This window comes from Zavarzinella sp., assembly GCA_041399155.1.
Lineage (GTDB): Bacteria > Planctomycetota > Planctomycetia > Gemmatales > Gemmataceae > JAWKTI01.
Genome location: JAWKTI010000002.1, coordinates 441089 through 466211, shown reverse-complemented (window position 1 = coordinate 466211; position 25123 = coordinate 441089). Strand labels below are relative to the sequence as shown.

Below are 25123 nucleotides of genomic sequence, written 5' to 3'. Positions count from 1 at the left end.
CGAAAGGCGAGCCAGGGCAATTTCAACCAACTTTTTTGAGCACAACGCCCACAATACCGGCAACAATCAGGCAGAAAACCAGCACCGCGATTGTAATCCAGATCATCTGGTGCTTTGCCTGTTTGCGGTATGGTTTGCGGACTTCCTTTTTCTTCGGTGCGGGCTGCTCTCCCGTGGGAGTATCAACAGAAGCAAGGGTTTGAGAAGAAGGATCGGCCAGATTTGCCCACGGGTCTTCCACCGTGGTGGGTACATGAAAATCCTGTTCGGTCGACATTGGGCGGTAGCTGGGTAATCGAAAACTACTGATTGGCCCGCCAAAACCTTCCAGGGCTGCAAGCAGTTCCAGACAGCTTTGGAAACGATCTTCGGGTTTTTTCTGCAGCATTCGTTCGATAATCGCTGCCAGTGGTGGGGGAGTATCGGGGCGTAACTGCCGCACTGGAACAGGCTGATCGGTCAGGTGGCGGAGTGCCTTCTGCATCGAAGTCCCCCCCGGAAATGGCACCGATCCGGTGACTAACAGATAGAAAGTGCAGCCCAGGCTGTAGATATCACTACGAGCGTCCACATTGTTGTAATTACGGGCCTGCTCGGGCGAAATGTACTCGGCAGTGCCGACCATTGCCCCACCATTCACCGAGGATGCTTTGGGTGCCTCATCCCCCACATTCAGGCGGGCAAGACCAAAGTCGACGATCTTCACCAGTGGGCCAGCAATACTGTTCTGGACCAGCAAGTTTGATGGCTTGATATCTCGGTGCACAATTTCCAGTGCGTGGGCACAAGATAAACCGGCTGCCGTCTGCCGAATGATTTCTACAGCATGCTGAAAAGGCATCGGTGGGCGGTTTCGAATCGTATCTGCCAGCGTGGGTGCATCGACAAATTCCATCACTAAATAGCAGATTTCTTCCGACTGACGGGCATCATATGCAGTGACGATGTTCGGGTGAATCAGTTTTGCAACAGCGAGGACTTCCCGCTGGAAGAAATCCCTGGCTTTTTCAGTTTTCAGCAGGTTCTGACTGATCACTTTCATCGCCACCAGGCGGCTCATACTGGTGTGGAGTGCCTTGTAGACGCGTCCCATGCCACCACGGCCAAGTTCATCAAGAATGCGGTATTGCCCCACCACGAAACCATCGGTGCGGCCAGCCAGCAATCGTTCTGCCTGATATTTGGTGATCAGTTCTTTGCGAATCAGGTGTTTGGCGATCGCTTTCGGATCGGCAGTGGGCTCCAGGTCGGCAATTGCAACATCATACTGGCTTTCGGCCAGCAGACTGCTGCCCAGCACCGTTGCACGGAAAACCGTGCTGTCACTTGCGGCGAGAGTGTTCGACATGGATTATTCCAGAATGCCTAGTTTAATGTTCATATTTTCATCGCAAGCAGGGGGAGGCAGTGCTTTCTTGGAAATTACCTTCAAGTTTACCACATGACTTCCCTGTGTGGTGCTGATCTAAAGACGATCCTCAACAATTTTTTGCTCGGCGGGATACAAAATTGTTGCAATGTTGTTACAACGCAACAGTTGTATTACTTCAATTTTAACCAGCCATGGCACACAATTGGAACCATTTTGATGGTTTTTACTCGATTTTTTGTCGGCGATCGGTTATGATCGAGAAATAAAACCATCGTACCCTCTTATTCATCCCACCTGGGTATTTCTTTCTTTGGTAGGCAACAAGATGAAACAATTTGTGCGATTCTCGCTCGTGCTATCATCGTTAATCCTTGTTCAGCAAGGATTTACGCAAGAGAAACCAACACTCGCCCAATTGTCAATAGATCCACCGGTGGTGCTGATTGATGGTCCACGCTCGCCAGTTCAGGTGCTGGTAACTGCCCACTATTCTGACCAGACCGTGCGTGATGTGACTGATCTCTGCAAAATCGATTTGCAGGCAGCCGCTGGCAAGGCTACGTGGGAAAATGGCTGGCTTCGTGCCCAAACAAATTTTGAGGCCACAGCAAAAATTTCTTTTGAAAACTTAACTTTGCCCCTGCAGATCACTGCGAAAAATGTCACTGCATCTGAAAATGTGAGTTTTTCTCATGAACTGGTGGCCACGCTGAATGTGGCAGGTTGCAATATGGGTGCATGTCATGGCACCCCCAGTGGGAAAAATGGCTTTCGCCTTAGCCTGCGTGGGTTTGATCCTGCCGATGATTACAAACAACTGACCCGCGATCAATTCAACCGTCGTTTGATTGTACAACAGCCAGAACATAGTCTGATAGTCCAGAAAGGGACCGGTCAGGTGGCCCACGAAGGTGGTGCACGCCTTGGAATTGATAGTTTCGTTACCGAAGTGATGAAAACCTGGATCGCCCAGGGGGCTCCCAACGATGTGACGACTGCAGCACCGGTAACTTCACTTTCCGTAACTCCTTCCAAGAGAGTAATTTACGCACCACAATCGACCCAGCGGGTGCGTGTGGTGGCGCAGTTCAAAGATAGCCGCACGCAGGATGTAACTCGGTTGTGCAACTTTTCCAGCAGCGATACGAATATTGCCGACGTGGATGCCACGGGGAAAGTAGAATTTCGCTCGCCTGGTGAGGTGGCAATTCTGGTACGCTATCTGGAAGAAATGCAATCGGTGCGAATTACGTATCTTCCTCCTGCCAAAGGGTTTACGTGGCAGGCACCGCCCGAAGCCAACTTTGTGGATCAACACGTTTTTGCCAAGTTAAAGCAGATGACCATCCTGCCTTCCGAACTGGCGGGAGATTCGGAATTCCTGCGTCGGGTTTACCTGGATGTCTGTGGGATGCTGCCCCCACCGGAAGTAGTGGATCAGTTTTTGCAGGATACCAGCCCGGATAAACGCACCAAACTGGTCAACAACCTCTTCCAACGACCAGAATATGCCGATTTCTGGACCCTGAAGTGGGCCGATGTGTTGCGTTCTAACCGGAAAGTAATTGATGTGAAAGGTGCCTACGCACTGCAACAGTGGTTGCGCGAGCACTTTATGAAAAATACTTCATTTGATTTGATGGTTCGTGAACTTCTGACTGCCAACGGCAGTAGTTACCGCAACCCACCGGCAAATTACTACACGATCACCAAAGATCCTACTGTACTCGCGGAGAACACCGCCCAGGTGTTCATGGGCATTCGGATGCAATGCGCAAAGTGCCACAACCACCCGTTTGAATCGATTACTCAGGACGATTATTACAGCACCGCTGCATGGTTTGCCCGCGTGAAACTGCGGAAAGATACCAGCATTCCGGTAAAGGCCAACAATGCCCAGTTCATCTTTTCGGCACGTGCGGGCGAAATTACCCAGCCCCGCACCGGGAAAGTAATGGCACCCAAATATCTGAAGGGCGAAGTCCCGCCACTTGACGCAAGTGCTTCACGTCGAGAAGTTTACGCTAAATGGCTGACCGACACCAATAACCCATTTTTCGCACGCTCCGTGGTGAACCGGGTCTGGTTTCATCTGTTTGGTAAGGGGATAGTTGATCCGGTGGACGACTTCCGCGAATCAAACCCACCTTCCAATGAAGAATTGCTGAATGCGTTGGCAGCTGATTTTGCCAAAAACAAATTCGATATGCAACACCTCATTCGTACGATTGTGCTATCGACTACCTATCAGTTGAGTGCCAAGCCGAATGCCACCAATGCCGATGATTCTCGGTATTTTTCTCGTTCGATCCCACGTCCATTGACTGCGGAACAGTTGCTGGATGCAATTTGCGACCTGACCGGTGTGCCAGAGAAGTACGCAGGTCTGCCAGCAGGCACCAGAGCGATTCAATTGCCCGATGGCGAGGTGAATCACCCGTTTTTGAAAACGTTTGGCCAGCCCGCGCGGGAATTAGCGTGCGAGTGCGAACGGGAGAATGAAGGGAACCTGGCCCAGGCGTTGCAACTCATTAATGGTGCCACCATTAATGAGAAAATTCGCCAGCCGAACAACTGGCTGAAGGCGCAAGTAACTGCCAAGAAAGCAGATACAGAAATCATCCAGGCACTATATCGACGAGCATTCGCCCGCAATCCCAACCCACAGGAAGTGCAGTTGCTGACCGATTTTCTGAAAAAATCTACCAACCGCGACAGTGCGTGGGAAGATGTACTGTGGAGCATCCTGAACATGGACGAATTTTTGAGTAATAATTAATTTGCCAGCTATTTGTCCCACTTGTGCGTGTTTGCCAGCAGAATCAGATCGAAGTTGCTGGACCTTTGCAGTACGGCACTTGTCGATTCTTCGCTGGGCGCATAATGTATTAAATCCAGTGAATTCCATCTGCAATCATGGATTCCCTGCCGGAGTGGCGGAATGGCAGACGCGCCGGATTCAAAATCCGGTCTCCCCTAAAGAGGTGTGGGTTCGAGTCCCACCTCCGGTATTTGGACTACGACAATTTTATTGCGATTCTATTTTGCACATTTCTTTAGATTCCCACCAGTAGCGTAAGCATCGCCTATACCTGAAACTGCGCATTTTGGTTGCACCACAACTTGCAGGCGTGGTACGATGCCCACAGAAAACAAGCGTCAATTTCGCAGCCATTTGTGCTGCTCAAGGCGCGTTCATTAATTTTTTCAGGAAATTCAACCATGAGAAACCATCTCCTCCTCAGTGGGTTATGTTGTTTGCTTCTTGGCACCGCAAATAGTGCGGAACGACCCGTGAAAGTGTTTATTCTGGCAGGCCAATCAAACATGGTTGGTGCAGGTTTTGTAAACGCCGATCCCAAGAGGAATGGAGGAAAAGGCAGCCTGGAGTATCTTGCAACAGATGCTGCCACCAAAAAGAAATACGGATCGCTTTATGAAGGGAATGGCAAATGGAAGGTGCGTGATGATGTGCTGATCCACTATCTCGAACGCAAAGGCAAATTAACCGTCGGCTATGGGAGCGGTGCAGACAGGATTGGACCAGAGTTTGCATTCGGGCAGATTGTTGGCGATGCCATCGAAGACCCGGTTCTGTTGATCAAATTGGCCTGGGGTGGCAAAAGCCTTGGCAAGGATTTTCGCCCACCCAGTGCTGGTGGGGAAGTAGGACCATATTACAAAGAAGTAATTTCCCGTACGAAAGAGATTCTGGCTGATCTTGGCAAGCAGTTTCCCGAATGGAAAGGTCGTTCGCACGAACTGGTGGGTTTTGGCTGGCACCAGGGCTGGAACGACCGCATCAACCAGAAGTTTAATGATGAATACGAATCCAATATGGCGAATTTCATCCGGGATGTTCGTAAAGAACTGGGTGTACCCAATTTGCCCTTTGTCATTGCTGAAACGGGAATGACCGGACCGGAGGAAAAACATCCCCGGGCACTGTCGCTGATGAAAGCTCAGGCCGCCGTTGCAAAACAGAAGGAATTCCAAGGTAATGTGGCGTTTGTTCCCACACAAGCGTTCTGGCGCTCGGTAGAACTTTCGCCAAATGGGCAGGGGTATCACTGGAACAGTAATGCGGAAACGTATTACCTGATTGGTGAATCAATGGGAACGGCGATGTTGAAAATGCTGGCACCGAAGTAATTCAGATACTGCCAGCAGTTCGATTTTGCAAATTGTTCTACTTTTTCTTCTGTTTTGCAAACATTGGGTGGCCGGGATCACCACGCGACAGCATGTAAGCATACAGGTCCAGCACTTCCCGTTCTGAGAGCCCATCGAGCAGCCCCACTGGCATCATCGATACTTTCGAATCGACCATGCTTTCCACATCGTCTTTTTTGATATCAACGATCTTGGTGGAATCTTCTGGATCGGTCAGCACGGTGTAAACACCGCCTGCATCACTGACAATCCGACCTGCATAGGTCTGGCCTGATAATGTAGTGATTTTCAGTGATTTGTACTGATCTGAAATCACCTTGCTTGGATCAATTAATGCTTCAGTCAGGTCTTTGTTGTTGAAGCGACCTGCTAACTGGCTCAAATCAGGTCCGGTGGCCCCACCTTCACCAGCAAAACGGTGGCACACCACGCAACGTGCTGCAGAGTACATTTTTTGGCCATTCACAAAATTGCGTCCAGTCAGCGGCTTCTCAATCAGCTTCAGAATTTCTTCCGTTGTCCATTTTTTGCCGGGTCCCTTTGGCTTGGGCAGTTCCTTGGGCACGTAAGGTTTGCGAAGTTTCGCTGCCTCAATCGCAACACGTTCCACATCCGTTGCAAGGTTGTAGGTATCGTTATCGATGAAGTTAATGAAGCCGATATAGCTGTTCCCGCCGCTTTTCTGGCGAGCTTCGTTCAGCCATTCAAAGAAGAACTTGCGTTGTTCCATCGTCCAGCCTTTTTCTACATTACGTAAGGCAAAGGCGTAATGGGTTTTCTGGTCATCGGGTGCGTTCTTCATCATCTTTTCGATGGCTGCACCATACCCTTTATTGCGGGCAATCAGTTCATCAATTTCCGCACGGGAAATCGGCTTCGAAGGTTTCTTCATCAGCTCAATTGTTTTTGCCAGCACGGTGGGGGATTTTACGTAGACCAGCAGTTGAACCAGCTCACGATTCAGAGCATCACTTGCAGCGGGATAGAGGGGATCCCATTTCTTGGCAAGCTTTTCTGCCCACTCGGGACTGGCTTCACCCATGCGAATAAAGATCAATTGGTAGACACGCACCAGATCGGTCTGCTCGCTCACAGGCAGTTTTGCCAGGTCGAGCTTATCAAGTGCAACCAACAGATCGGCCTGATTTGCACTGCCACCTTTGCGTGCCAAGGCAATCGCACCATTGATCAGTGCGGTGGGGTCTTTTTCAGCTAATACCAAGTCTTTCCATTGGTTCAGGGGTTGATGCTCCAGCGTGACGCGAGCAGCATAACGGATAAAGCGGTCTTCGTGCTTCAGATTAGGAATTGCCAACGCAATCGCCTTAGCAGCATCTCCACCGGGACGATGGAATGCTTCCAGATCATGCCTCAGTTGACGCAGGTCAGCGTTTTGGGCATCTTTGTAGTCCGCTTTCGCGGTAGATTCCTTACCGGTATAGGTAACACGATACAGTTCCGATGCAATACCACGCCCACCGATGGTAAAGTACATCGCCATCAGGCCCCACCACAGCGTCGGTCAATGGCAGCGGTGTACGCGACAGAAATTCTTCCTTGATACAGGAATAACTGCTCCCCTTCGGGGTTAAATGCAGGGCATAGATGGTGCCGAAAGTCCAGTCGCAGATATAGAGTGCTTTCTGATATTTTGCAGGGAACTTTGCACCGTAGCCAAACGTCACCCCCACGGGTGAACCAGGGCCAATATTCACCAGTTCGGGCAGACTGTCTGGGTACCAGGTGGGCCATTTGCCGGTACCACTTCGCCAGCCGAATTCACTCCCACTGGTGGCATGCATTACACGCGTCGGGCGGTACCATGGTGACCCCAGATCCCACTCCATGTCGGAATCGTAAGCAAACAGCTCGCCATCGGCATTAAAATCGATTTCATAGGTGTTTCGGAAACCACTGCTGATGACTTCCCAGGTTTTTCCTTCTGGATCAACCTTGGCAATCCATCCGCCAGGTGCCATCCGTCCGCGGGCATGTCCACGGGAATCCCAGTGGCGTGGCAGCAACAGATCTTCACCCCAGGGTAACGGATTGGTGCTGTGGGCCAATGGCTCGGGTGGATCGGTGTGATTGCCACAGACAATAATGATCGATTTCCCATCTGGCGAAAGCCGTAACGCATGTGGTCCATGCTCGCCACCACCACGCAGGCTTCGGAGAAGTTTAACTTCGTCAAACTGGTCATCACCGTTGGTATCTCGCAGGCGATAGAGACCGCTCCCCTGCCCACCGTTGACAGATACGTACAGGCTGTCAAATGCAAAAAGCATGCCCTGCGCAGCACTCATTTTCACGGGTAGTTTTTCCACACGAACCGGATCTTTCGAACCGATTGCTGGCAGTGTCACTCGGCATAATCCTTGATTCCCCTGATCCGAAACGATTAACCGACCTTTCGGATCGACGGTCATGCATACCCACGAACCCAATTTGTCTTTGGGGACCGTAAAGAGCTTTTCCACCTGATAATCAGGTAAGGTTTGAAATACCTGATCTGGTGGGGCTTTCCCAACAGGTTGGGATGGTGCCCGTTCAGGCAGTTGTTCGAATGTGGTTTGTGCCCAGGTAGGAATGGCAATCAATGCCATTGACAGCACAGCCGAAACCACCCAGCGATTGTTTCTGGGTTTGTAATTCATGGAAAGGTGTCTCCTGCAAGGTATGGGCAGGTAAGCAAAACTTATAAGTTACAATTACATAATCGTTAGTTCTTTACAAGTATTCGTTTAGCTACCCCAATTGAAAGAATCATGGAAATTTTTATAATTTGTGGACTTTCAATCTTTTGCCGTCTAGCAATTTTCGAATAGGTTTGAACGAAATTTTATGCCCATTATTCTGAAAGTTGTTGCTGGTGAACATGCTGGCGAAACATTCGAGTTTCACAACCACCGTACTTTTGTTGTGGGACGATCGCGCCAGGCTCATATCAGCATCCGTCACGATCCTTACATCTCCCGGTATCACCTGGTGATCGAGGTGAATCCGCCTTATTGCCGAGTGAGAGATCTGGACAGCCACAACGGATCATTCCTGAATACTCTGCAGGTACATGAAGCAAATCTGCGGCACGGCGATGAATTACGTGCTGGCAAAACCACCATTCAGGTAGAAATTACCGCTGATCCAAACCACGTCATCAACACTTTTGATGAATTACTGATTCAGCAGGAACAGGATTGGCTCGTGCAGATTTGTACAAAAGTAGAAAACTATCAATCCCAATATCCCGAATTGATTTTAGAACGTGGGCAACTGCTGGAATTAATTGACAATGAATGCCGTTTGCGAAAACTGCTTGGGGACACACCTACTGCCGCCGAATATGAAAAGCGATTTCCGGAATTACGCACGGCAGTAAGAATGCTGCTTGCTGATTATGCCAATGAAGCGCCTGATCAGACAATGCAGATCAATGCGGCACCGAAAGCAAAGTTGCCTGAACTACGCGATCTATTATCACCTGCCGAGCCAAAACTACCCCAGCTCAATGGTTTTCGGATTCTGCGACAGATTCGAGAAACGCACCTGGGGCGGGTATTTCATGCCCAGGATTCTGATGACAATCTTCTGGAATTGACCCAGTTGCATCAGCCGATCTACCAGGAATCCCACCGCCAGAAGTTAATCCAATCGTTACAGCAAGCGATGCAATTGCAGGTGCGCAATCTCATTACGTACCAGAACTGCTTTGTGGAAAAAAATCGAGTGTATTTGATCAGCCCACCCATCATGAGCACGCCGCTTCTAGAATTTCTGAAGTATGGCATGGGGATGCCATGGCAGAATGTGGTAAGTTTAGGGATGAAATTGTGCCAGATCCTCAAGCCAATCCATGAAGTGGGGCTGATCCACCGTGATATCCAGCCCGCAAACATTTATCTGCACTCCCACGAGGGCTCCGAAAGCGTTCTGTTATCGCAATTTGGCATAAATCAGGATTATTTTTCCAGCGAAATGAGTGGGATCACCCTGCTGTCCGATCATTCGCTGATTAATCGTTATTCAGCACCAGAATTGCTATTGAACTATAACCTGGTCAACCATTTGACGGATCAGTATTCTCTTGCTGCGGTTATTTATGCGCTGCTGGGCAATCGGGAACCATATCCGTCGATCAGTGATCACCAGTTAATCAGTGAAATGCTGGCCAATCCTCCCACGCACCTGAGTGAAATCCGTGGCGACTTACCAGAAGAACTGGTCCGGATTGTGCATCAGGCGATGGCACCAATGCCCGAAAATCGCTTTCAAAGTGTTGCAGAGTTTGAAGCCAACCTTCAGGTAGTACTGGAAACTGGTGGGTCAGTCGAAAACTCTGGCCCGACATAGTCTCCTGGGCCAATTGGATGGCCGCGAAGGAATTCTTCGGCCAGCATCCGTTTTTTTCCGGCGGGCTGTACTTCCAGAATTTCCAGCCAACCATCACCCGTGCGTACCTTTAGCTGTTTTGGTGTGGCAATCAGCCCACCTGGTGTAGTTGGCATTTCATCCGCAGGTGGGGCAGCAGGTACTCCCACCCGCGGTACAATAATCCGCAAAGAAGGCTTTCCGGGGCGGTGTAGCCAGGTAAAGGGAGCCGGCCATGGCTGCATTGCCCGAATGTGACAATCCACCACTTGTTTACTGCGTTCCCACGGAATCAAACCTTCTTCTTTCGTCAACTTGGGTGCCTTGGTAACCAAAGAAAGATCCTGTGGGATGCCGTGGGTGGTGCCAAGCCGAATCTGGTCAATCGTCTGACAGGCCAGGTCCGCACCAATCATTGCCAGACGTTCTTCCAGTTCTCCCGCATTTTCTGTCGCACCGATGGGGGTGCTTTGTCTGGCTAACATTTCCCCCGCATCCAGGCCGGTATTCAGTCGGATAATAGTGACGCCCGATTCAGCATCACCTGCCTGTATGGCACGCACAATGGGCGATGCCCCACGGTATTTGGGGAGAAGCGAAGCGTGGACATTGATCGCACCATGGGTGGGCACGTTCAAAATGTGGGCCTTCAGAATTTGCCCGTAGGCAGCCACCACGTACAAATCCGGTTGAAGTTCGCGTAATTGCTCCTCCCACGGTGGGAGATTGATATTTTCTGGCTGAAAAACTGGAATGTTGTGTTCCAAAGCAACATCTTTCATGCCCACGACGGCCTGACGGGTGCTGGAACGTCTTGCACCCACGTTGCGGTCGGGCTGGGTAAACAGCCCCACCACCTGTATGGTGGGGGCGGTCAGCAATTTTTGAAAGGTGGGGACGGCAAAACCGCCCGTTCCCATCATGACAATACGCACGCACACTCCAGAATGACTAAATGAACGAAAACTAATTAATTAAAATTAATTCATTTATTGTGGGACTAACTGATTCAATTGCCGCTGTACTTCATCATTCCAGACATAAACCCACGGTTTTGCCAGTGGACTGTTCAAGCCATAGCGGGAACCCGGTGCCCGTGGCATGGGCACCAATCGGTACTGATCACCCTGAACCTGTTGCAGCACAAACAGATATACGGTATCACGAAGTAAAATCTGATTTTTGCCATGCAGGCGGGCATCTTCAATGTTCAGCACACTTATTTTACCACTGACTGCACCAGCCTGAGTGGGGCGAATATCTTCCACCACGTCCACCACGGGTGAGGGGATACCTTTCTCGTTCACTGTCACGTTTACCAGCAGAAAATGGCTGGCGTCCAGCATTTGTGCCCGAGATACCACCACCGGACTGGTTTTTGTAAACGCCAGATAACCAAGCCAGCAGAGCCAGCCCGCGAAAGCAGCCCCCACGATGTACATGGGCATACGACCTATTTTCATCGAACTCTCCGTCTCAGGGCGGCGGTGCTGTCCCAATGAATGGTAACACCTTCCGTTAAGGCTTGTTCCAGTGACAGAAGATTGTGAAAATCGGAACGCTGGTCGCTCTCGGTTTTCGACAAAAACTCTGCATCAATCAGATTGAAAACGATTTCGCCGATATCATCACGGGTCTGAATGTTCCACAATTCAAAAAAGGTGCGGGCAAAAACCCCCAGTTCTTTGCGGGCGAATTCAATCATGCCCAGCACAAATTCGCGCCCGGTAATATGGCCAGGGGTGCGGTCGCCCACCTCTTCTGCATGGGTGATTTTGGCAGAGGTATAATCGAGTGATTCGATCGTAAATACATACGCAGCAACAGGATAGCGAGGATCCGATCGCACAATATCGAGTAATTCGGTGTAATTCATGGGTGCTCTGGGTGCGTCGCGTCTGGTTCTATCTCACTTAGCTGTCATGGTGGGCATTTTTGGGGTTACTCAGCACGGTCAGAATTTCGGATTGGGCCACGGGAAGGCGGCGACCATCTTCAAATTCCACCAGCAATCGTCTGGCAAGAATCTCCTGGGCAATGACACGCCCCTGCCCTTTACCAGTTACAATGCGTGCCCCCACATTGGGCAATTCTTTCAGAAATTCGTCGTAGACATCCTGTTCAAAGCGTAAACAGCACTTTAACCGTCCACAACGGCCTGAGATTTTCGAAGGATCCAGAGTGGATTTCTGGATTTTGGCCATCCGCATGGAGACCGGTGGCATTACTGCCAGGTGGGTATTGCAACAAACAGGTTTCCCACAATCGCCGAAATCGGCCAGCAATTTGGCCTCATCCCGCACCCCAATCTGCCGCAGTTCGATGCGGGTGTGGAACGCTCTGGCCATCGACCGCACCAGCTCGCGAAAATCGACCCGCCCTTCGGACAGAAAATAAAGTACGAATCGTTCCCCACCGAACGTGGTTTCGATGTCAACCACCTGCATTGCCAGCCGATGTTCAGTTATGAGCCGCTTGCTGGTTTCGACATATTCCGATTGTTTTGCCTGTTGCTCCTGCAGCTTCCGTTGGTCGTCAGTTGTTAATTTGCGAAGAATTTCACCCACACTGGGGTCTTCGAGTTGCTGCACAACTTGTGGAGTGGCTTTCGTTAACAGGTCACCCACCTCAAGGCCACGTTCAGTCTTGATAATGACCTGATCGTGGCGTTCGTAAGTGCTTTCGTTGGTAGGGGTGAAGTGTCCCAGACGTCGCATTCTGCCATGACGTACGATATAACCTGTTTGTTCCGCCTTGACTGACACGTAAAACCACCTGCCCCACTGATGTAATAGGGGTGATTTTAAGGGTTTTGCAAAGAGTTGCAACCAGCATCACCCACGCCAATTCGTAATTTTGTGGGAAACATCCTGAATGACGAGTTGGTAAGCTTAATGAGAAAGTGCTTGGAGCCGTTACTTCAGCGTGGTCTTCAGCAATTCCTGCAGCGACTTCCACGATTTTTCATCCGCATCGGCATTATACGCCAGACCGTTGACACCTTTAGCATCAACACCTTTCACCGTGAAAGAATGCTTCGCACCTGGGTAGGCAATGAAATCCAGCTTCACTTTCGCATCGGTGACTTTTCCTTTAAAAGAATTGATCACCTGTTCCGGGATGAAGCTATCATCGGCACCATGGCAGATCATCAGTGGGCATTTGATTGCTTTTGCTTCCGCTTCGGTGGGAATTGGTAATGCGGCATGGAAAGTGCCCACCGCTTTCAAATCGGCACCTGTGTAAGCCAGTTGCAAGGCTGTAGAACCGCCGAAACAGTAACCAATTGCAGCAATCTTTGTGGCATCCACCTGGGGCTGTGCCTGAAAAGTCTTCAAACCTGCTTCGGCTCGCCCACGCCATACTTCCAGATTTTCACGCACCTTCCCAGCAAATTCCCCCGCTTCTTTGGGGTGTTCCGTTGTTTTACCATCGCCATACATATCCACACAGAATGCCACGTAACCCAGTTTGGCCAGCATTTCTGCACGCATTTTGGCGTAATCGTTCAGCCCCCACCATTCGTGAACAATCAGCACGCCGGGCCTTTTTGCATCCACATTTTCATAGACCATGAAGCCTTTCAGCTTGGTGCCCTGGTATTCGTATTCAACCACTTTGGTTTTCAGTTCCGCAGCCATCATCACCCCCGAGCAGCCCAGAATCAACAGAGAAGTCAGCATGTAACGCATTTCGTTCCTCCTTGGTTTTACCGTTGTCATTTTAGTAGCCGCGAGGGCAAAGTGACCGCTGAAATTGACAAATGGAAATTATTCCACTTGTATTAAAATACCCAATTTGTGCTGTTTCTGCACTTGAATCGCAAACAACGGCAACTCATCCAGTTGCTGGTAGCCTGATTACACTTGCTGTGTGGGTGCGGTTTCGATACTCATCGGCCCCCACATTGACCACTTTGGGAAGTACCTGTTTCAAATTTTTGATGAGCCGTCGGCATTAGCCGCGGTTTACCTTCATACGGTTGTGCCAACAACCGTCATTCCCGCAGGCGGGAATCCAGTTCAGTTTGTAAATTACCGCGGGTTATTTTTGCTTCTATCGCCGTCGGCAGCAAGGTTCTATTTGAAATCTCATGCGAAGTCGCGAGGACGCGAAGAGCACCTGAGTTGATAACGAGCCTGAAGCGTCAGCGAAAGAATTTAACTTTGAGCTTTCGGCAAATCAGGCATCCACTTACAACTGTTCAGGGTGTGCTGCTTGCAAAGCCTTCCGTTCTTTGGCAAAACAACGGGCTTCTATCCGCGTTCCAACATCGTGCAGTACCTGGTAATAGGCCCTAGTAGCCTGCTGGTCAAAGGGCATCTCCGCAAGAGTAATTTGCAAATATTCACGGGCAGCATGCAAATGACCCCCCCGCGCCAGGGCACAGCCAAGGGCAGCCTTGCTAGTTGCCGAATCTAGTAGATACTTCACAGCTTCGTAATAGTGGTGAAGGTCGTCAGTATGGTCAGCAATTTGGGTATGTAATTGCCAGTAATTAATAATACGCATCTGGAAATATTTACTTGAATTAAGCATCAAATTTCACTAAGAACTAGGATTAAACACTTAGTCAGCAACGCTCAGCTTGGCTAGATGAAAACTACTTCATCCCCGTATAAGCAAGCCTGCGATTCCCAGCCACAATAGCCTTGAAGATTGGCACCTGATAGTGATTATTTTTTATAATAAGAATCTTTGAAACGTAAGAATATCTAGCATAACAGTGTTACAGCATCGAAGAGGAGTAGCTAAAAAGCAATCGTAGAATTAGCTGTTCAAGACGAATTCCTGCAAAAATACTGGTAGTTTATCCTTTGGAAAGCATCCAAAATCATATCCGGTATCATCTCCATGCAGTCTAAAAATTAGTATGCCATTAGATAGCAAAACTCTTCCTTTGATTATCGACTTATTACTAAGAACAAATGAGAAACAACCTATATGGCGAAGAGAGTAAGCGCCTGATTCAAAACTAGAGTATTGAAATGCCGATTTAAAAAGATCAATTTCATGAGCGTCGTGTGAGTGCCATGTGTTTCCATTACAGCCAGTAAGGGATACACTTGCTAACATTTCAGGATTAGACTTAAGCAGATAAGCGTCCTCGATATTTTGTCTTGAGTAAATTGAAAGCAATATACAAAATGTTAGTGATAAAATCACAAACAAGGGAAGACCAAATACGACCAGACATTTAACGACCCAAGTGGGTAGAAATCGTAGTTTTGATTTTGCTAGCTTATCCATAACATAAATTCCGAAGGAAAGGTAACAGGGAGAGTTGCTGAAAAATTCTCATCAAAAGTTACGTGTGATTAAATGGCTTATAGCCGTGCACCAACTGAAGATATCTTGCAGCACCATTCGAGTCAAAAATGTTTCTAGTACCATGTTGATCTTCTTTAAACGTATAATCGTCAGCAACCGTGACTGCTACAGTATAATCCCATACAGGGTTGTCTGACCTGTCTAAAGGCAGTCGTTGCCTACCGGATCCGCCGAACAACCACATCATTGGTACTGTCCAAATCGATGTAGACTGAGAGTAAATTTTGAGTCCCCATCGATATGAAACGAGATAGCAGTAACTTGACACTTTCTTTCACCCAAATTGATCGGAAAAATTATCGTTCCCGATGAAATGGCAGCCGCCGTCTACCGTTTTCCAAACATCATACCCGTATCGCTCGGTCGACACAAGGGTTAAAGTGCCATCGTATTCCGTGCGGCTTCGAAAGTCGTCCGAAGGGCGACTTTAAGACGGTTGTGCCCACAACCGTCTTTGCCGCGCGGGCGGGAAATCAGTTCAAACACTCTTTTCGATCTATGAAGTTTGAATGTGAGGCCCTTTAACTGGGAACGCGGACAAGATGCAGTGAGACGCACGCGCTACAAGAAATTAAGGCTATGTCCATGATACTTCAAGTCTTCGCACTGGATTCCCGCCTTCGCGGGAATGACGGTTGCTGGCACAATCGTTTGATTGTGGTCTCATTACAACAATTAACTTGCAAAAACATGTCAAATGTGCCGTTTGAAGCACTCGTAAGCCCAGGTTTCGGCACTGCTGCCCAGCGATTTTCCTGGTGCGATTTCCGCAAGCGCTTTTACAGTAAGTATTTACAGATATTTTGTATTTTTTTAGAAATTTTAGGGAACAAAATGTCACTATGATCGTCTATATAGTACAGGCGTGCAGAAAAGATGAGAAACCACTCATCGGTTGTCGCTTTTTCTTCCCCACCAATATCTGTGGTGCGAGATTCGTCTATCATAATGGTTTGTTGTTGGCGAAAGGGGTTTTCATGCCACGGGTGGTACTGGCAATGAGTGGGGGCGTTGATAGTTCTGCCTCCGCCGTGCTTCTCAAAGAACAAGGGTACGATGTGATTGGCCTGTTCATGCGGACGGGTACGCACTCGGAACAGCCAGACGATCGACGAGATAACAAAAAAGGGTGCTGCTCTGTAATCGACGCTGGCGATGCACGCACGATTGCCGATCGGTTGGATATTCCCTTTTACGCACTCGATTTTGAACACGAGTTTGACCAGATCATCGATTACTTTGCCGATGAATATCTGGCGGGCCGCACCCCGAATCCGTGCGTGGTTTGTAATAACTGGTTGAAGTTCGGCAAGTTGTGGCAATTTGCCCAGCAGTTGGAGGCAGACTTCATTGCAACCGGACATTACGCACAGATTATTGCTGGCCCCGATGGACCAGAGTTGCACCGTGGCGTCGATGCGGGCAAAGATCAGTCGTATGTGCTGCATGGCATCAAGCGGGAAATTTTGCCCCACCTGTTATTTCCGGTGGGAGGCTTTCAAAAAGAACAGATCCGTGCCTACGCAGCCCAGGCCGGTCTGACAAATGTGGCCAACAAGCCCGATTCTGTGGAAATCTGCTTTGTGCCCGATGGTGACCACGCAAGGCTGATTCGACAACGTCGACCCAATTTGCAAACCGCAGGCAACGTGGTCGACCCGGAAGGAAACGTGCTGGGTGAACACGATGGTTTTGAACGCTTCACCATTGGCCAACGGAAAGGATTAGGAATTGCCACCGATCGCAAGCGGTATGTGCTGGCAATTCTGCCCACCACGAATACGGTGGTGCTGGGTGATTCGGAAGATCTGGATTCATCCGGTCTGGTGGCCAGTCGGGTGAATTGGCTGATCGAACCACCCACGGAACCACTGGCATGCCTGGCGAAAATTCGCTACCGACACACGCCCGTGCCCGCATCTGTGGTGGTAGAAGAAGATCAGGTGCATGTAACGTTTGAAGATCCCCAAAGTGCGGTAACTCCCGGGCAGGCAGTGGTGTTCTACCACGGAAATCGGGTGCTGGGGGGAGGCTGGATCGAACAGGCCGTGAATTCACTTTGAATTATGAGCCAAATCGACTAACATAAGTTACCGAAACGAACCAGGTGAGGAGTGCTGGCAAGATGTGGAATCAACGAAAATGGCTCGTGATGGCCGTGTGTGCTGTAGCAGCGTTATCTGTTGGCGTGGGTGGGTACTTCGTTGCCCAGGAAAAAAAAGATCCGCCCCCACCAGAAGAAAAGAAAACCAAGGCACCGGAACTGGAAGGTGGCGTTGCCTGGCTAAACACCGGGAAGCCCATTTCCATTGCCAAAGACCTCAAAGGCAAAGTGGTGCTGCTCGATTTCTGGACGTTGTGCTGCATCAACTGCATCCACGTGATGCCCGATCTGGCCAAACTGGAAAAGAAATACGAAAAGGAACTGGTGGTGATCGGAGTGCATTCCGCTAAGTTCGAAAACGAAAAGAACAGCGAAAGCATCCGCAAGGCAATTCTGCGATATCAGATTCAGCACCCCGTTGTGAACGATGCCGAGATGAAAATCTGGGATAGCTACGGTGCGAATTCCTGGCCCACCTTCGTGCTGATTGATCCAGAAGGAAACGTGCTGGGTGCTACATCCGGCGAAGGGAATTACGAATTGCTGGATAAGGTGATCGGTAAGGTAATTGAAGAACATAAAAAGAAAGGCACCTTAGATGAGAAGCCGATTCGCTTCGATACCGCCCAGTTTCGGGATAAAGTGGATTCCCCACTGTACTTTCCTGGGAAGTTGTTGGCTGATGAAAAATCGAACCGTCTTTTTGTGGCAGACAGCACCAACCACCGAATTGTGATCAGTGATCTGGCAGGAAAGGTTTCCGCAGTCGTTGGTACTGGCAAGCCCGGGTATAAGAATGGTTCCTTTGCCGATGCCCAATTCGATGATCCCCAGGGAATGGCATTGCTGGGCGACACCCTGTTCGTAGCAGACCGCAAGAATCACTCGATCCGTGCAGTGGATTTGAAGGCTAAAACAGTGACCACCTACGCAGGCACTGGTATGCAGGGAGAGGACCGTGAACTCGGTGGACCGATTGCCGAAACCAAACTCAATTCACCCTGGGCGTTGCTGATCAACGGCAAGCAGATGTACGTGGCGATGGCTGGCTTCCACCAGATCTGGGTGGTAGACATGGACAAAAAAGACACCAAGCCATTTGCTGGCAACGGACGCGAAAATATCAAGGATGGTCCCCACTATTTTGCGAACTTTGCCCAACCCAGTGGCTTGACCACCGATGGCACAACGATATTTGTAGCAGACAGCGAAACCTCTTCCATCCGTGCAGTGCCAATGAATGGAGAAGGCCGTGTTTCCACCTTGGTGGGCACCGGGCTGTTTGATTTTGGTGATGAAGACGGTGTAGGAAAGGAAGCCAAATTGCAGCACTGCCTGGGAGTTCTATACCACGAGGGTTTGCTTTATGTGGCTGATACCTACAACAGCAAACTAAAAACTATCGATCTGAAAACCAACAAGGTAACCACAATTCTGGGACCTGGGAAAGATGCCAAGGCACCAGAATTGAACGAGCCAGGTGGACTTTCGATTGCCGGTGGCAAGATTTATATTGCCGACACCAATGCCCACCGGATTCGAGTATACGATTTGAAAACCAAAGCATTAACCACATTAACGTTGTCAAACGTGCAGCCGGTGACCGGGAACTGATTCTTGGCTGCTGTGGTACAATATCAGGACGATATTTTTTTGAGAGCCGCCCACGGAAACAGAGCAAGGAGTAACGATGTTGAAATTACCTCTCTTCGTAATGCTGGCAATTTGTTCTGTCGGCTACGGGCAAAAGCAGGAAGGAATCAAGGCAGCCCGTGCCTGGTTTGAACCCACAGAAGCTAAACCAGGCCAGGTGGTTACCCTCAATCTGGAAGTAGAACTGTTCGATGGCTGGTTTACCTATCCGTTTACGCAGCCAGATAAAGGTGCCCGCTTCCAGACGAACAAAATCACCTTCCCCACGGTGGAACAGTTGCTGTTCGTCCGCACGATGATCGACCCGAAAGGTGGGACCGTGAAAGAAGAAGGGGAGATTTCGATCCTGCAATTCCCCACCAAAGCCGTTTTTCAACGCAAAGTCGTCGTGCACCCAAAAGCAAAACCAGGCGAAGTTACTGTGGAGTTGAAAGCATCCTTGCTGGCGTGCGACAAAAACAACTGTCTGCCACCTAAGAGAATGGTGCTACCAGCCAAACTGAAAGTGCTCGACACTCCTGCAGTGGCCGTTGACCCGGAATACGAAGCAGAAGTGAAGAAACTGCTGATGAAGTGATACCGCCAACACCATCCCCCGCAGCAAATCAGGGAATCTCCCTTATATCATTTCCAAAAGCCCCAGAATGAGCCGCGAATTTTATTCCCCTCGAAAGAGACGCAGGGAAACTTTCTGCCCCAGTTCAGATCTTGTATGTTGACCGCCTTTTTCGAGTAATCAGGTAAATTGCCTAACTTTGTTCAAGGCACCTCAAAGGTGAGAATTCTTTCATCGACGAATTTCAATTGAGTTCCTCCCACCGGTGCGGTAAACTACATTCTTATATTCAGCGGATTGAGAGCGAGGTTTTCATGTCGGAACACCAGATCAGTCGTCGTGTGGTGCTGCGTGGGTTGACTGCTGCAGTGGCTTTACCCTGGTTGGAATCTGCCAAAGTGCTTGCAGCCAAAGGAGATAGCGTCGATGATGCTCCACCGAAACGATTTGCCTTTCTCTTCTTCGGCGATGGTATTCACCCACCACAATGGTGGGCGAAAGGCACTGGCCAGCAGCTCGAACTGGGCGAAGCATTCCAGTCGCTGAAATCGATCCAGCACAAAGTCAACTTCATTAATGGTTTGTGCCACCCCAGTAATGTGGTGGGGGGGCATGCCAAAGGTGCCGCGGGCATTTTAACAGGTATCCAACCGAAAGGTGGCCGCGAAATCCGTGCCGAAACCAGCCTAGATCAGCACTTTGCCAAAAAACTGGGTGATGCCACCGTGCTGCCCAGTCTGGTGCTGGCGTGCGAACGCTCCGTCAGTGGCTTCCACGAGTCGGGCTATTCAATGATGTATTCTTCCCACGTATCGTGGAGTTCACCGGTTTCACCCGTGCCAGCGGAACTTTACCCCGCACTAGCTTTCGACAGCCTGTTTGAAAGCAAAGGCAATAAAGTTCACCTGAGCGTGCTTGATCAGGTAATGGACCAGTTGAAAGACGTGTCCGGCAAGGTTTCGGGTGCGGATAAAGCCAAAATCGATGAATACACCACATCGGTGCGGGAAGTGGAACAGCGACTGGCAAAACTGGAGAAGCAATCGCCAGACAAAACGAACGATAAACAGGCTTTGAAAGGGAAACGTCCGCCTGAAGGGCTGCCGGAAACAATCGACGAGCATTCCCGCCTGATGTGCGACGTGATTGCTCTGGCTTTCCAGACCGATCGAACGCGAATTGCCACTTTATTGTTGACGAATAACCTCTCTGGTCAGGTATATCCGTTTCTGGGCCTGCGAAGTGACCACCACAATTATTCCCACAACTGGAATGGCAAAGAATTTGCCGCCATCAGCCAGTTCTGGGTGGGGCAGTATGCCTATCTGCTGAACAGGCTGGACGCGATGAAAGAAGCCGATGGTACCGTTCTCGATCATAGCTGCATTATGCTGGCCAACGAACAATGGACCGCCCACAATGCACCGAAGGTGCCACTGCTGATGGCAGGCAGCCTGGGTGGGAAGTTCAAAACAGGGCGTGCTCTCGATTTTGAAAACAGCAAAAATCGCAAAATGAGCAGTCTCTACTTGAACATTATGGATCGAATGGGCCTGCCGATGGAAAGCTACGGCAATTCTTCCGAACATCTCGCCGACTTCTAAGCATTATGCAAGACACTCCCAAAATCACCCCCACCGTGGGGCGAATCCTCATTGTTTTCTCACTTTTGTACGTCTCCCAACTTTCTGCATTCGCAGCACCGCCCAAGGTGGATTTCCTCTACCCCGCAGGTGGGCAGCTTGGCACCACGGTCGAAGTCACGCTGGGAGGCAGTGTCGCACCCTGGCCAGCAGAAATCTGGGCCAGCCATTCCGGAATTACTGCCAAAGCGGCAAAAAAAGCGGGTGAAATCTCGGTCACAATTGCCAAAGATACCCCACCTGGCATGCATTGGTTGCGTGTGTACAATGCGGACGGTGCATCCATTGCCAAACCGTTCATCGTAGGGCAGTTATTAGAAAAAAATGAGAAAGAACCCAATGATCGCACCGAGCAGGCGAATGCCACCGATCAGAATGTTGTTTTCAACGGCAGTTTACAGAAAAATGGCGATGTTGATTGCTTTGCGATTGATGCCAAAGCCGGGCAGACCATCGTTGCTTCACTGCAGGCGAACAATATTCTCGGGGCACCGGTGGATGCGATTCTGCAACTGACTGACCTGCAGGGGAATGTGCTGCAGCAAAATCACGATCATCAGGGATTAGACCCACAAATAGCCTTCCCGGTGGCAAAAGATGGGCAGTATGTGGTGCGAGTTTTTGCGTTTCCAGCAACACCTAGCAGCAGCATCCGCTTTTTTGGTTCCACTGATTCGGTGTATCGCCTGTCGTTAACAACAGGACCATGGCTGGATTCTACCTGGCCACTGGCGGTGCAGGAGAGCAAAGCAGAAAAAGTAAAATTGATCGGCTGGAACATCCCTCAGGGTACAATGATGGCACCCAGCCAGCCTGCGGGAGTCGTTTCACTGCCAGGTGGGGGGAATTTTGCAACCGTATTGCTGGAAAACCACCCCACCTTGGTTCTGAAAACACCCCACGAACCATTGGAATTGCCTGTCACCTGCAGTTGTCAGTTGCCAGAAAATGAGAAAGTGGTGAGAGTGCAGTTCCTCGCCAAGCCTGGGCGGTTGCAGATTGACTGTTTTCCTGGAACGCCCGATCGTGCGATCACACCCACGATGCGATTGCTGGATGCTGCCCAGAAGCAAGTAATTTATGTGGAACCACGCACCCCAATCGACAAACCGGTGCTGAGCACTGTCATCCGCACTGCTGGCCAATACACCCTTGAAGTGCGGGATCTCTATCAGCAGGCTTCCCCGCGCTCTTCATTTGCGGTGAGGATCGTGCAGCCCAAACCCGATTTCGAAGCCATCATTGCCGAAGACCATTGGGTGCTGCCACTGAAAGGCCAGTTGGACCTGGCAGTGAAAGTCGAGAAAAAAGACGGTTATCGCGATCCCATTGAATGGAAAGTGACCGGTTTGCCAGCCGACGTGGGGCTTGAGGTGCTGCCAGCAGGGAAAAAACCTACCGATCCGGTCACCATTCGCCTGCGTGCAAAAAAAGCGTTCCCCGCAACCACCTTCCAGATCGTGGGCACCAGTGGGGCAATTTCGAAAGTGGTCCGCTTTTCCCACCCAAATGGACTGTCGATTGACCAACTTTGGCTACAAAGTAATTAGGCCCTGCCGTGCCGCACCTGGAATCAGGCTGCCGTTAAGCAAGGGAATTTCTTAAAAAATCTCACTCGAAGTCGCGTAGCAGAAATTGGAACAAATACGTTAACTGCGGATTTCTTCAGACGGTTGTGAAAACAACCGTCATTCCCGCGAGGGCGGGAATCGAGGGTAAACCGATGGATAATGGCACTACATACAAATGAATTGTTAGCCGGTTTGCATTCCCTGGGGCAGCAGACATCCTGTCTACACAAAATCAATTCCACCATAGCGACACTTGGTCTACGAAGGTGATATCAATTTTGCAAAAATTCACAAAAAAGTTTCATTTGACGCAAGTCGATACCGAATAAGCAGTTACAACGGCAAATTTTGGCAAAAAGTCGTCTTATCGAGAAAAAAATTGCCAAAATCGGCAGGCACGAGGATATATTATATGTGCATGGAATTAAGTCCATGCTTTGAACTGGTCTTTGACAACTCGAAAAACGATACAAGTACTGCCCTGTGGTGAAGTTGTCCGACAATTCGTTTCTAATGACCGGAACCTCACCACGGGACAGGATTTCCCTGTAACCGCACTTTGGGATCACGAGCCGGAAGCGTCAGCGACGGAAATCTGCTTTGCCGCCCCGAGTCGCAAGAACGCCGGAAATTGCATCGTGAGCCGCGGTTTGCTTTTGTTTTCTTGCCTTCATAGCCCGCAGCGCTAGCAAGGGAATTTCTTACAACATTCTCACGCCAAGCCACAAAGACGCGAAGTAATACTGAAATCCGTCATTCTCTCGTAGGCGGGAATCCAGGGCGAAAACTGAACATGCCTGGTCCGCCACACCTTTAATTTCGCCACAGGAGCGTTTGCGGCGGGCATGCTCGATCTTGCCTACCAGTCGAATGCCATCCGACGTGGTGATCAGCAGGATTTCAATTGGTTTCAGTTCGTATTCGCCACCGCCCTTGGTGGCACGCTCAACGCCGCCTTCGCCAACACCTGCTTCACGGGCGATACGCCTTTGCGGACGTCTACTGGCAGTATGAGGGCTGATGAGATTGCTCTTGGCGATCTGTTGCTTTCGCAAGACGAATTCGATCCGAACGGTGGCATTGAAGCAAAAGCGGTTGAAGAAGTATTCATTCGCGTTGCCCCGATTCTGAATCTGCTTGTGGGTGGCAGGATCATCCGCACCACGGCCGAGCATCCGTTTATGTGAAAGATCAGGGGTGGGTGCCCGCGAAGTTCCTGCAGCCCGGCGACCTGCTACAGTCGGAGGATCAACAGTATCTGCCTGTCGAAGGCGTGGCTGATAGTGGCGAAGTCGAAACGGTTTACAACTTCCGCATCAGCGACTACCACACCTACTTCGTCGGCGACCCCACCTGGGGCTTCGGCGTCTGGGCACATAATTATGGCAAACAAGTAAGAGCCAATGACGGCCGAAGTTTGAGTAAAATGGCAGCAAAGTATAGGGTAACGAACAACATTTTTTCAAAGGATACTAATATTGCGGTCATAAGATATATAACTAAAAATGGAACGATCAAACATGTATATGGTCGAGCTGTGCGGTACGGGTACCATGCTGAAAAGGATGCATTTAATAAACTTCCGCGTTATGTGCAAGAGAAACCAAACAAATACATTAAAGGAATTTATACAGAGTTTAAGCCTTGCAAAGGATGCGAAAACTCATTTTCAGGAAAAGGATCAAGCAGGATAATGATGAATCTGCCTCAAAGTAAAGTAAGATACTCGTTCACAGGGCCCCAAGATCCAGGTTTTGGCACATATATTAGCAAGCTATTTCCAAAACTCTAGATATTAAAAATTGGTTTATTATATGAAAAAAACTACAAAAATACATACTCATTCACCAATAGCTAAAGTGCGTCTTTCACCGTGTGGTGTGTATCTCACAGCAATTTATGGCGAACAAGATCGTATTGCAACATGGCGAATAGAAAACACATCAGAACCAGAGCTTGTCTGGCAGCATCATTCTGAAACCAATAACAATCCTCGTATTCGCTACTATGATTTAGCATATCACTCTGAAAAACCCATAGTGATCTGTGTTGGTCGTGCAAAGAAATTGACTGCATTTGAGGCAGCATCAGGCAAATAGCTTTTTCAAATCGGTAAAGGTAATACTATTGAAGATGGCTATTCCGCTGCGATGTTCTCAAAGACTGGAAATCAGATTATCGCTTCAAACTTTCGCACACAAACAACAGAAGTGTTTGACTTAAATTCTCGCGAACGAGTACAGCGATGGAAGCAGGATGCTGTTAATTCATACGCAGTGCATCCTTCGGGCGACCATATTTTTGCTAGCTTTAGCGGGCTTAAGAATTCATGTATAAGAGTTTTTAAGATTA

The 25123-nt window shown here is 49.5% G+C and carries 20 protein-coding genes and 1 tRNA gene; 12 read left to right on the top strand and 9 right to left on the bottom strand.

From position 1 onward, the window contains the following. Positions 1–22: 22 nt before the first annotated feature. Positions 23–1348, bottom strand: a complete 1326-nt coding sequence (locus tag R3B84_11995; protein MEZ6141282.1) for a serine/threonine-protein kinase — start codon at positions 1346–1348, stop codon at positions 23–25. A 349-nt stretch (positions 1349–1697) separates the two neighbouring features. On the opposite strand from R3B84_11995, the gene R3B84_11990 reads away from it, so the two are divergent. From R3B84_11990 to R3B84_11980, 3 genes are all read left to right on the top strand, one after another. After that, positions 1698–4151 carry a DUF1553 domain-containing protein gene (locus tag R3B84_11990; GenBank protein ID MEZ6141281.1) on the top strand — a complete coding sequence of 818 codons (2454 nt, stop codon included), beginning with the start codon at positions 1698–1700 and terminating at the stop codon, positions 4149–4151. A 148-nt stretch (positions 4152–4299) separates the two neighbouring features. After that, positions 4300–4383 (top strand) — tRNA-Leu (locus R3B84_11985). A 211-nt stretch (positions 4384–4594) separates the two neighbouring features. Further along, positions 4595–5524: a sialate O-acetylesterase gene (locus tag R3B84_11980; GenBank protein MEZ6141280.1), complete on the top strand. Its 930-nt coding sequence runs from the start codon at positions 4595–4597 to the stop codon at positions 5522–5524. A 37-nt stretch (positions 5525–5561) separates the two neighbouring features. Here the strand turns inward: R3B84_11980 and R3B84_11975 are convergent, their stop codons facing one another. Together R3B84_11975 and R3B84_11970 are read right to left on the bottom strand one after the other, a co-directional pair. After that, positions 5562–7046 (bottom strand): c-type cytochrome, encoded by a 1485-nt coding sequence (locus R3B84_11975; protein ID MEZ6141279.1) that lies wholly within the window; start codon positions 7044–7046, stop codon positions 5562–5564. Continuing rightward, positions 6976–8202, bottom strand: a complete 1227-nt coding sequence (locus R3B84_11970; protein ID MEZ6141278.1) for a hypothetical protein — start codon at positions 8200–8202, stop codon at positions 6976–6978. Before R3B84_11970 ends, R3B84_11975 begins: the two co-directional genes overlap by 71 nt. A 187-nt stretch (positions 8203–8389) precedes the next feature. Between R3B84_11970 and R3B84_11965 the strand changes: the two genes are divergently transcribed. Next, entirely contained in the window at positions 8390–9895 is a 1506-nt protein-coding gene (locus R3B84_11965; protein MEZ6141277.1) for a serine/threonine-protein kinase, read from the top strand. Here R3B84_11965 and fmt read toward each other — a convergent pair. The 6 genes from fmt to R3B84_11935 form a co-directional block, all read right to left on the bottom strand. Continuing rightward, complete coding sequence (gene fmt / locus R3B84_11960) at positions 9844–10848, bottom strand: methionyl-tRNA formyltransferase (protein ID MEZ6141276.1); 1005 nt, start codon at positions 10846–10848, stop codon at positions 9844–9846. The two genes, R3B84_11965 and fmt, sit on opposite strands and share 52 nt — an antisense overlap. Positions 10849–10902: 54 nt before the next feature. Continuing rightward, positions 10903–11376 carry a hypothetical protein gene (locus R3B84_11955; GenBank protein MEZ6141275.1) on the bottom strand — a complete coding sequence of 158 codons (474 nt, stop codon included), beginning with the start codon at positions 11374–11376 and terminating at the stop codon, positions 10903–10905. Beyond that, positions 11373–11789: a hypothetical protein gene (locus R3B84_11950; GenBank protein MEZ6141274.1), complete on the bottom strand. Its 417-nt coding sequence runs from the start codon at positions 11787–11789 to the stop codon at positions 11373–11375. The genes R3B84_11955 and R3B84_11950 overlap by 4 nt, the downstream gene beginning before the upstream one ends. Before the next feature lie 37 nt (positions 11790–11826). After that, positions 11827–12678: a regulatory iron-sulfur-containing complex subunit RicT gene (ricT, locus tag R3B84_11945; protein MEZ6141273.1), complete on the bottom strand. Its 852-nt coding sequence runs from the start codon at positions 12676–12678 to the stop codon at positions 11827–11829. Between the two features lie 150 nt (positions 12679–12828). After that, positions 12829–13605 (bottom strand): dienelactone hydrolase family protein, encoded by a 777-nt coding sequence (locus tag R3B84_11940; GenBank protein ID MEZ6141272.1) that lies wholly within the window; start codon positions 13603–13605, stop codon positions 12829–12831. Positions 13606–14107: 502 nt separating this feature from the next. Continuing rightward, complete coding sequence (locus tag R3B84_11935) at positions 14108–14452, bottom strand: hypothetical protein (protein ID MEZ6141271.1); 345 nt, start codon at positions 14450–14452, stop codon at positions 14108–14110. A 1634-nt stretch (positions 14453–16086) separates the two neighbouring features. Here R3B84_11935 and mnmA point away from each other — a divergent pair. The 8 genes from mnmA to R3B84_11895 all read left to right on the top strand — a co-directional run bounded on the left by mnmA (position 16087) and on the right by R3B84_11895 (position 24870). Next, the gene (mnmA, locus tag R3B84_11930; protein ID MEZ6141270.1) at positions 16087–17307 is read left to right on the top strand and encodes a tRNA 2-thiouridine(34) synthase MnmA; all 1221 of its coding nucleotides are present in this window, start codon (positions 16087–16089) and stop codon (positions 17305–17307) included. A gap of 62 nt (positions 17308–17369) precedes the next feature. Then, on the top strand, positions 17370–18962 hold the full coding sequence (locus tag R3B84_11925; protein MEZ6141269.1) for a thioredoxin-like domain-containing protein: 1593 nt from the start codon (positions 17370–17372) through the stop codon (positions 18960–18962). Between the two features lie 76 nt (positions 18963–19038). Continuing rightward, positions 19039–19578: a hypothetical protein gene (locus tag R3B84_11920; GenBank protein MEZ6141268.1), complete on the top strand. Its 540-nt coding sequence runs from the start codon at positions 19039–19041 to the stop codon at positions 19576–19578. A 293-nt stretch (positions 19579–19871) separates the two neighbouring features. After that, positions 19872–21161 carry a DUF1552 domain-containing protein gene (locus R3B84_11915; protein MEZ6141267.1) on the top strand — a complete coding sequence of 430 codons (1290 nt, stop codon included), beginning with the start codon at positions 19872–19874 and terminating at the stop codon, positions 21159–21161. Between the two features lie 5 nt (positions 21162–21166). Further along, entirely contained in the window at positions 21167–22750 is a 1584-nt protein-coding gene (locus R3B84_11910; GenBank protein MEZ6141266.1) for a PPC domain-containing protein, read from the top strand. Positions 22751–23616: 866 nt separating this feature from the next. Then, the gene (locus R3B84_11905; protein MEZ6141265.1) at positions 23617–23958 is read left to right on the top strand and encodes a hypothetical protein; all 342 of its coding nucleotides are present in this window, start codon (positions 23617–23619) and stop codon (positions 23956–23958) included. Next, on the top strand, positions 23955–24563 hold the full coding sequence (locus R3B84_11900) for a polymorphic toxin-type HINT domain-containing protein (protein MEZ6141264.1): 609 nt from the start codon (positions 23955–23957) through the stop codon (positions 24561–24563). Before R3B84_11905 ends, R3B84_11900 begins: the two co-directional genes overlap by 4 nt. Positions 24564–24585: 22 nt before the next feature. After that, positions 24586–24870 (top strand): hypothetical protein, encoded by a 285-nt coding sequence (locus R3B84_11895; GenBank protein MEZ6141263.1) that lies wholly within the window; start codon positions 24586–24588, stop codon positions 24868–24870. Positions 24871–25123: the final 253 nt, after the last annotated feature.

What these genes read in the sequence shown, in the direction of transcription:
- R3B84_11995 (MEZ6141282.1), bottom strand. Translation starts at nt 1,348, where the DNA reads ATGTCGAACACTCTCGCCGCAAGTGACAGCACGGTTTTCCGTGCAACG.
- R3B84_11990 (MEZ6141281.1), top strand. Translation starts at nt 1,698, where the DNA reads ATGAAACAATTTGTGCGATTCTCGCTCGTGCTATCATCGTTAATCCTT.
- R3B84_11980 (MEZ6141280.1), top strand. Translation starts at nt 4,595, where the DNA reads ATGAGAAACCATCTCCTCCTCAGTGGGTTATGTTGTTTGCTTCTTGGC.
- R3B84_11975 (MEZ6141279.1), bottom strand. Translation starts at nt 7,046, where the DNA reads ATGGCGATGTACTTTACCATCGGTGGGCGTGGTATTGCATCGGAACTG.
- R3B84_11970 (MEZ6141278.1), bottom strand. Translation starts at nt 8,202, where the DNA reads ATGAATTACAAACCCAGAAACAATCGCTGGGTGGTTTCGGCTGTGCTG.
- R3B84_11965 (MEZ6141277.1), top strand. Translation starts at nt 8,390, where the DNA reads ATGCCCATTATTCTGAAAGTTGTTGCTGGTGAACATGCTGGCGAAACA.
- R3B84_11955 (MEZ6141275.1), bottom strand. Translation starts at nt 11,376, where the DNA reads ATGAAAATAGGTCGTATGCCCATGTACATCGTGGGGGCTGCTTTCGCG.
- R3B84_11950 (MEZ6141274.1), bottom strand. Translation starts at nt 11,789, where the DNA reads ATGAATTACACCGAATTACTCGATATTGTGCGATCGGATCCTCGCTAT.
- R3B84_11940 (MEZ6141272.1), bottom strand. Translation starts at nt 13,605, where the DNA reads ATGCGTTACATGCTGACTTCTCTGTTGATTCTGGGCTGCTCGGGGGTG.
- R3B84_11935 (MEZ6141271.1), bottom strand. Translation starts at nt 14,452, where the DNA reads ATGCTTAATTCAAGTAAATATTTCCAGATGCGTATTATTAATTACTGG.
- mnmA (MEZ6141270.1), top strand. Translation starts at nt 16,087, where the DNA reads ATGATCGTCTATATAGTACAGGCGTGCAGAAAAGATGAGAAACCACTC.
- R3B84_11925 (MEZ6141269.1), top strand. Translation starts at nt 17,370, where the DNA reads ATGTGGAATCAACGAAAATGGCTCGTGATGGCCGTGTGTGCTGTAGCA.
- R3B84_11920 (MEZ6141268.1), top strand. Translation starts at nt 19,039, where the DNA reads ATGTTGAAATTACCTCTCTTCGTAATGCTGGCAATTTGTTCTGTCGGC.
- R3B84_11915 (MEZ6141267.1), top strand. Translation starts at nt 19,872, where the DNA reads ATGTCGGAACACCAGATCAGTCGTCGTGTGGTGCTGCGTGGGTTGACT.
- R3B84_11910 (MEZ6141266.1), top strand. Translation starts at nt 21,167, where the DNA reads ATGCAAGACACTCCCAAAATCACCCCCACCGTGGGGCGAATCCTCATT.
- R3B84_11905 (MEZ6141265.1), top strand. Translation starts at nt 23,617, where the DNA reads ATGCTCGATCTTGCCTACCAGTCGAATGCCATCCGACGTGGTGATCAG.
- R3B84_11895 (MEZ6141263.1), top strand. Translation starts at nt 24,586, where the DNA reads ATGAAAAAAACTACAAAAATACATACTCATTCACCAATAGCTAAAGTG.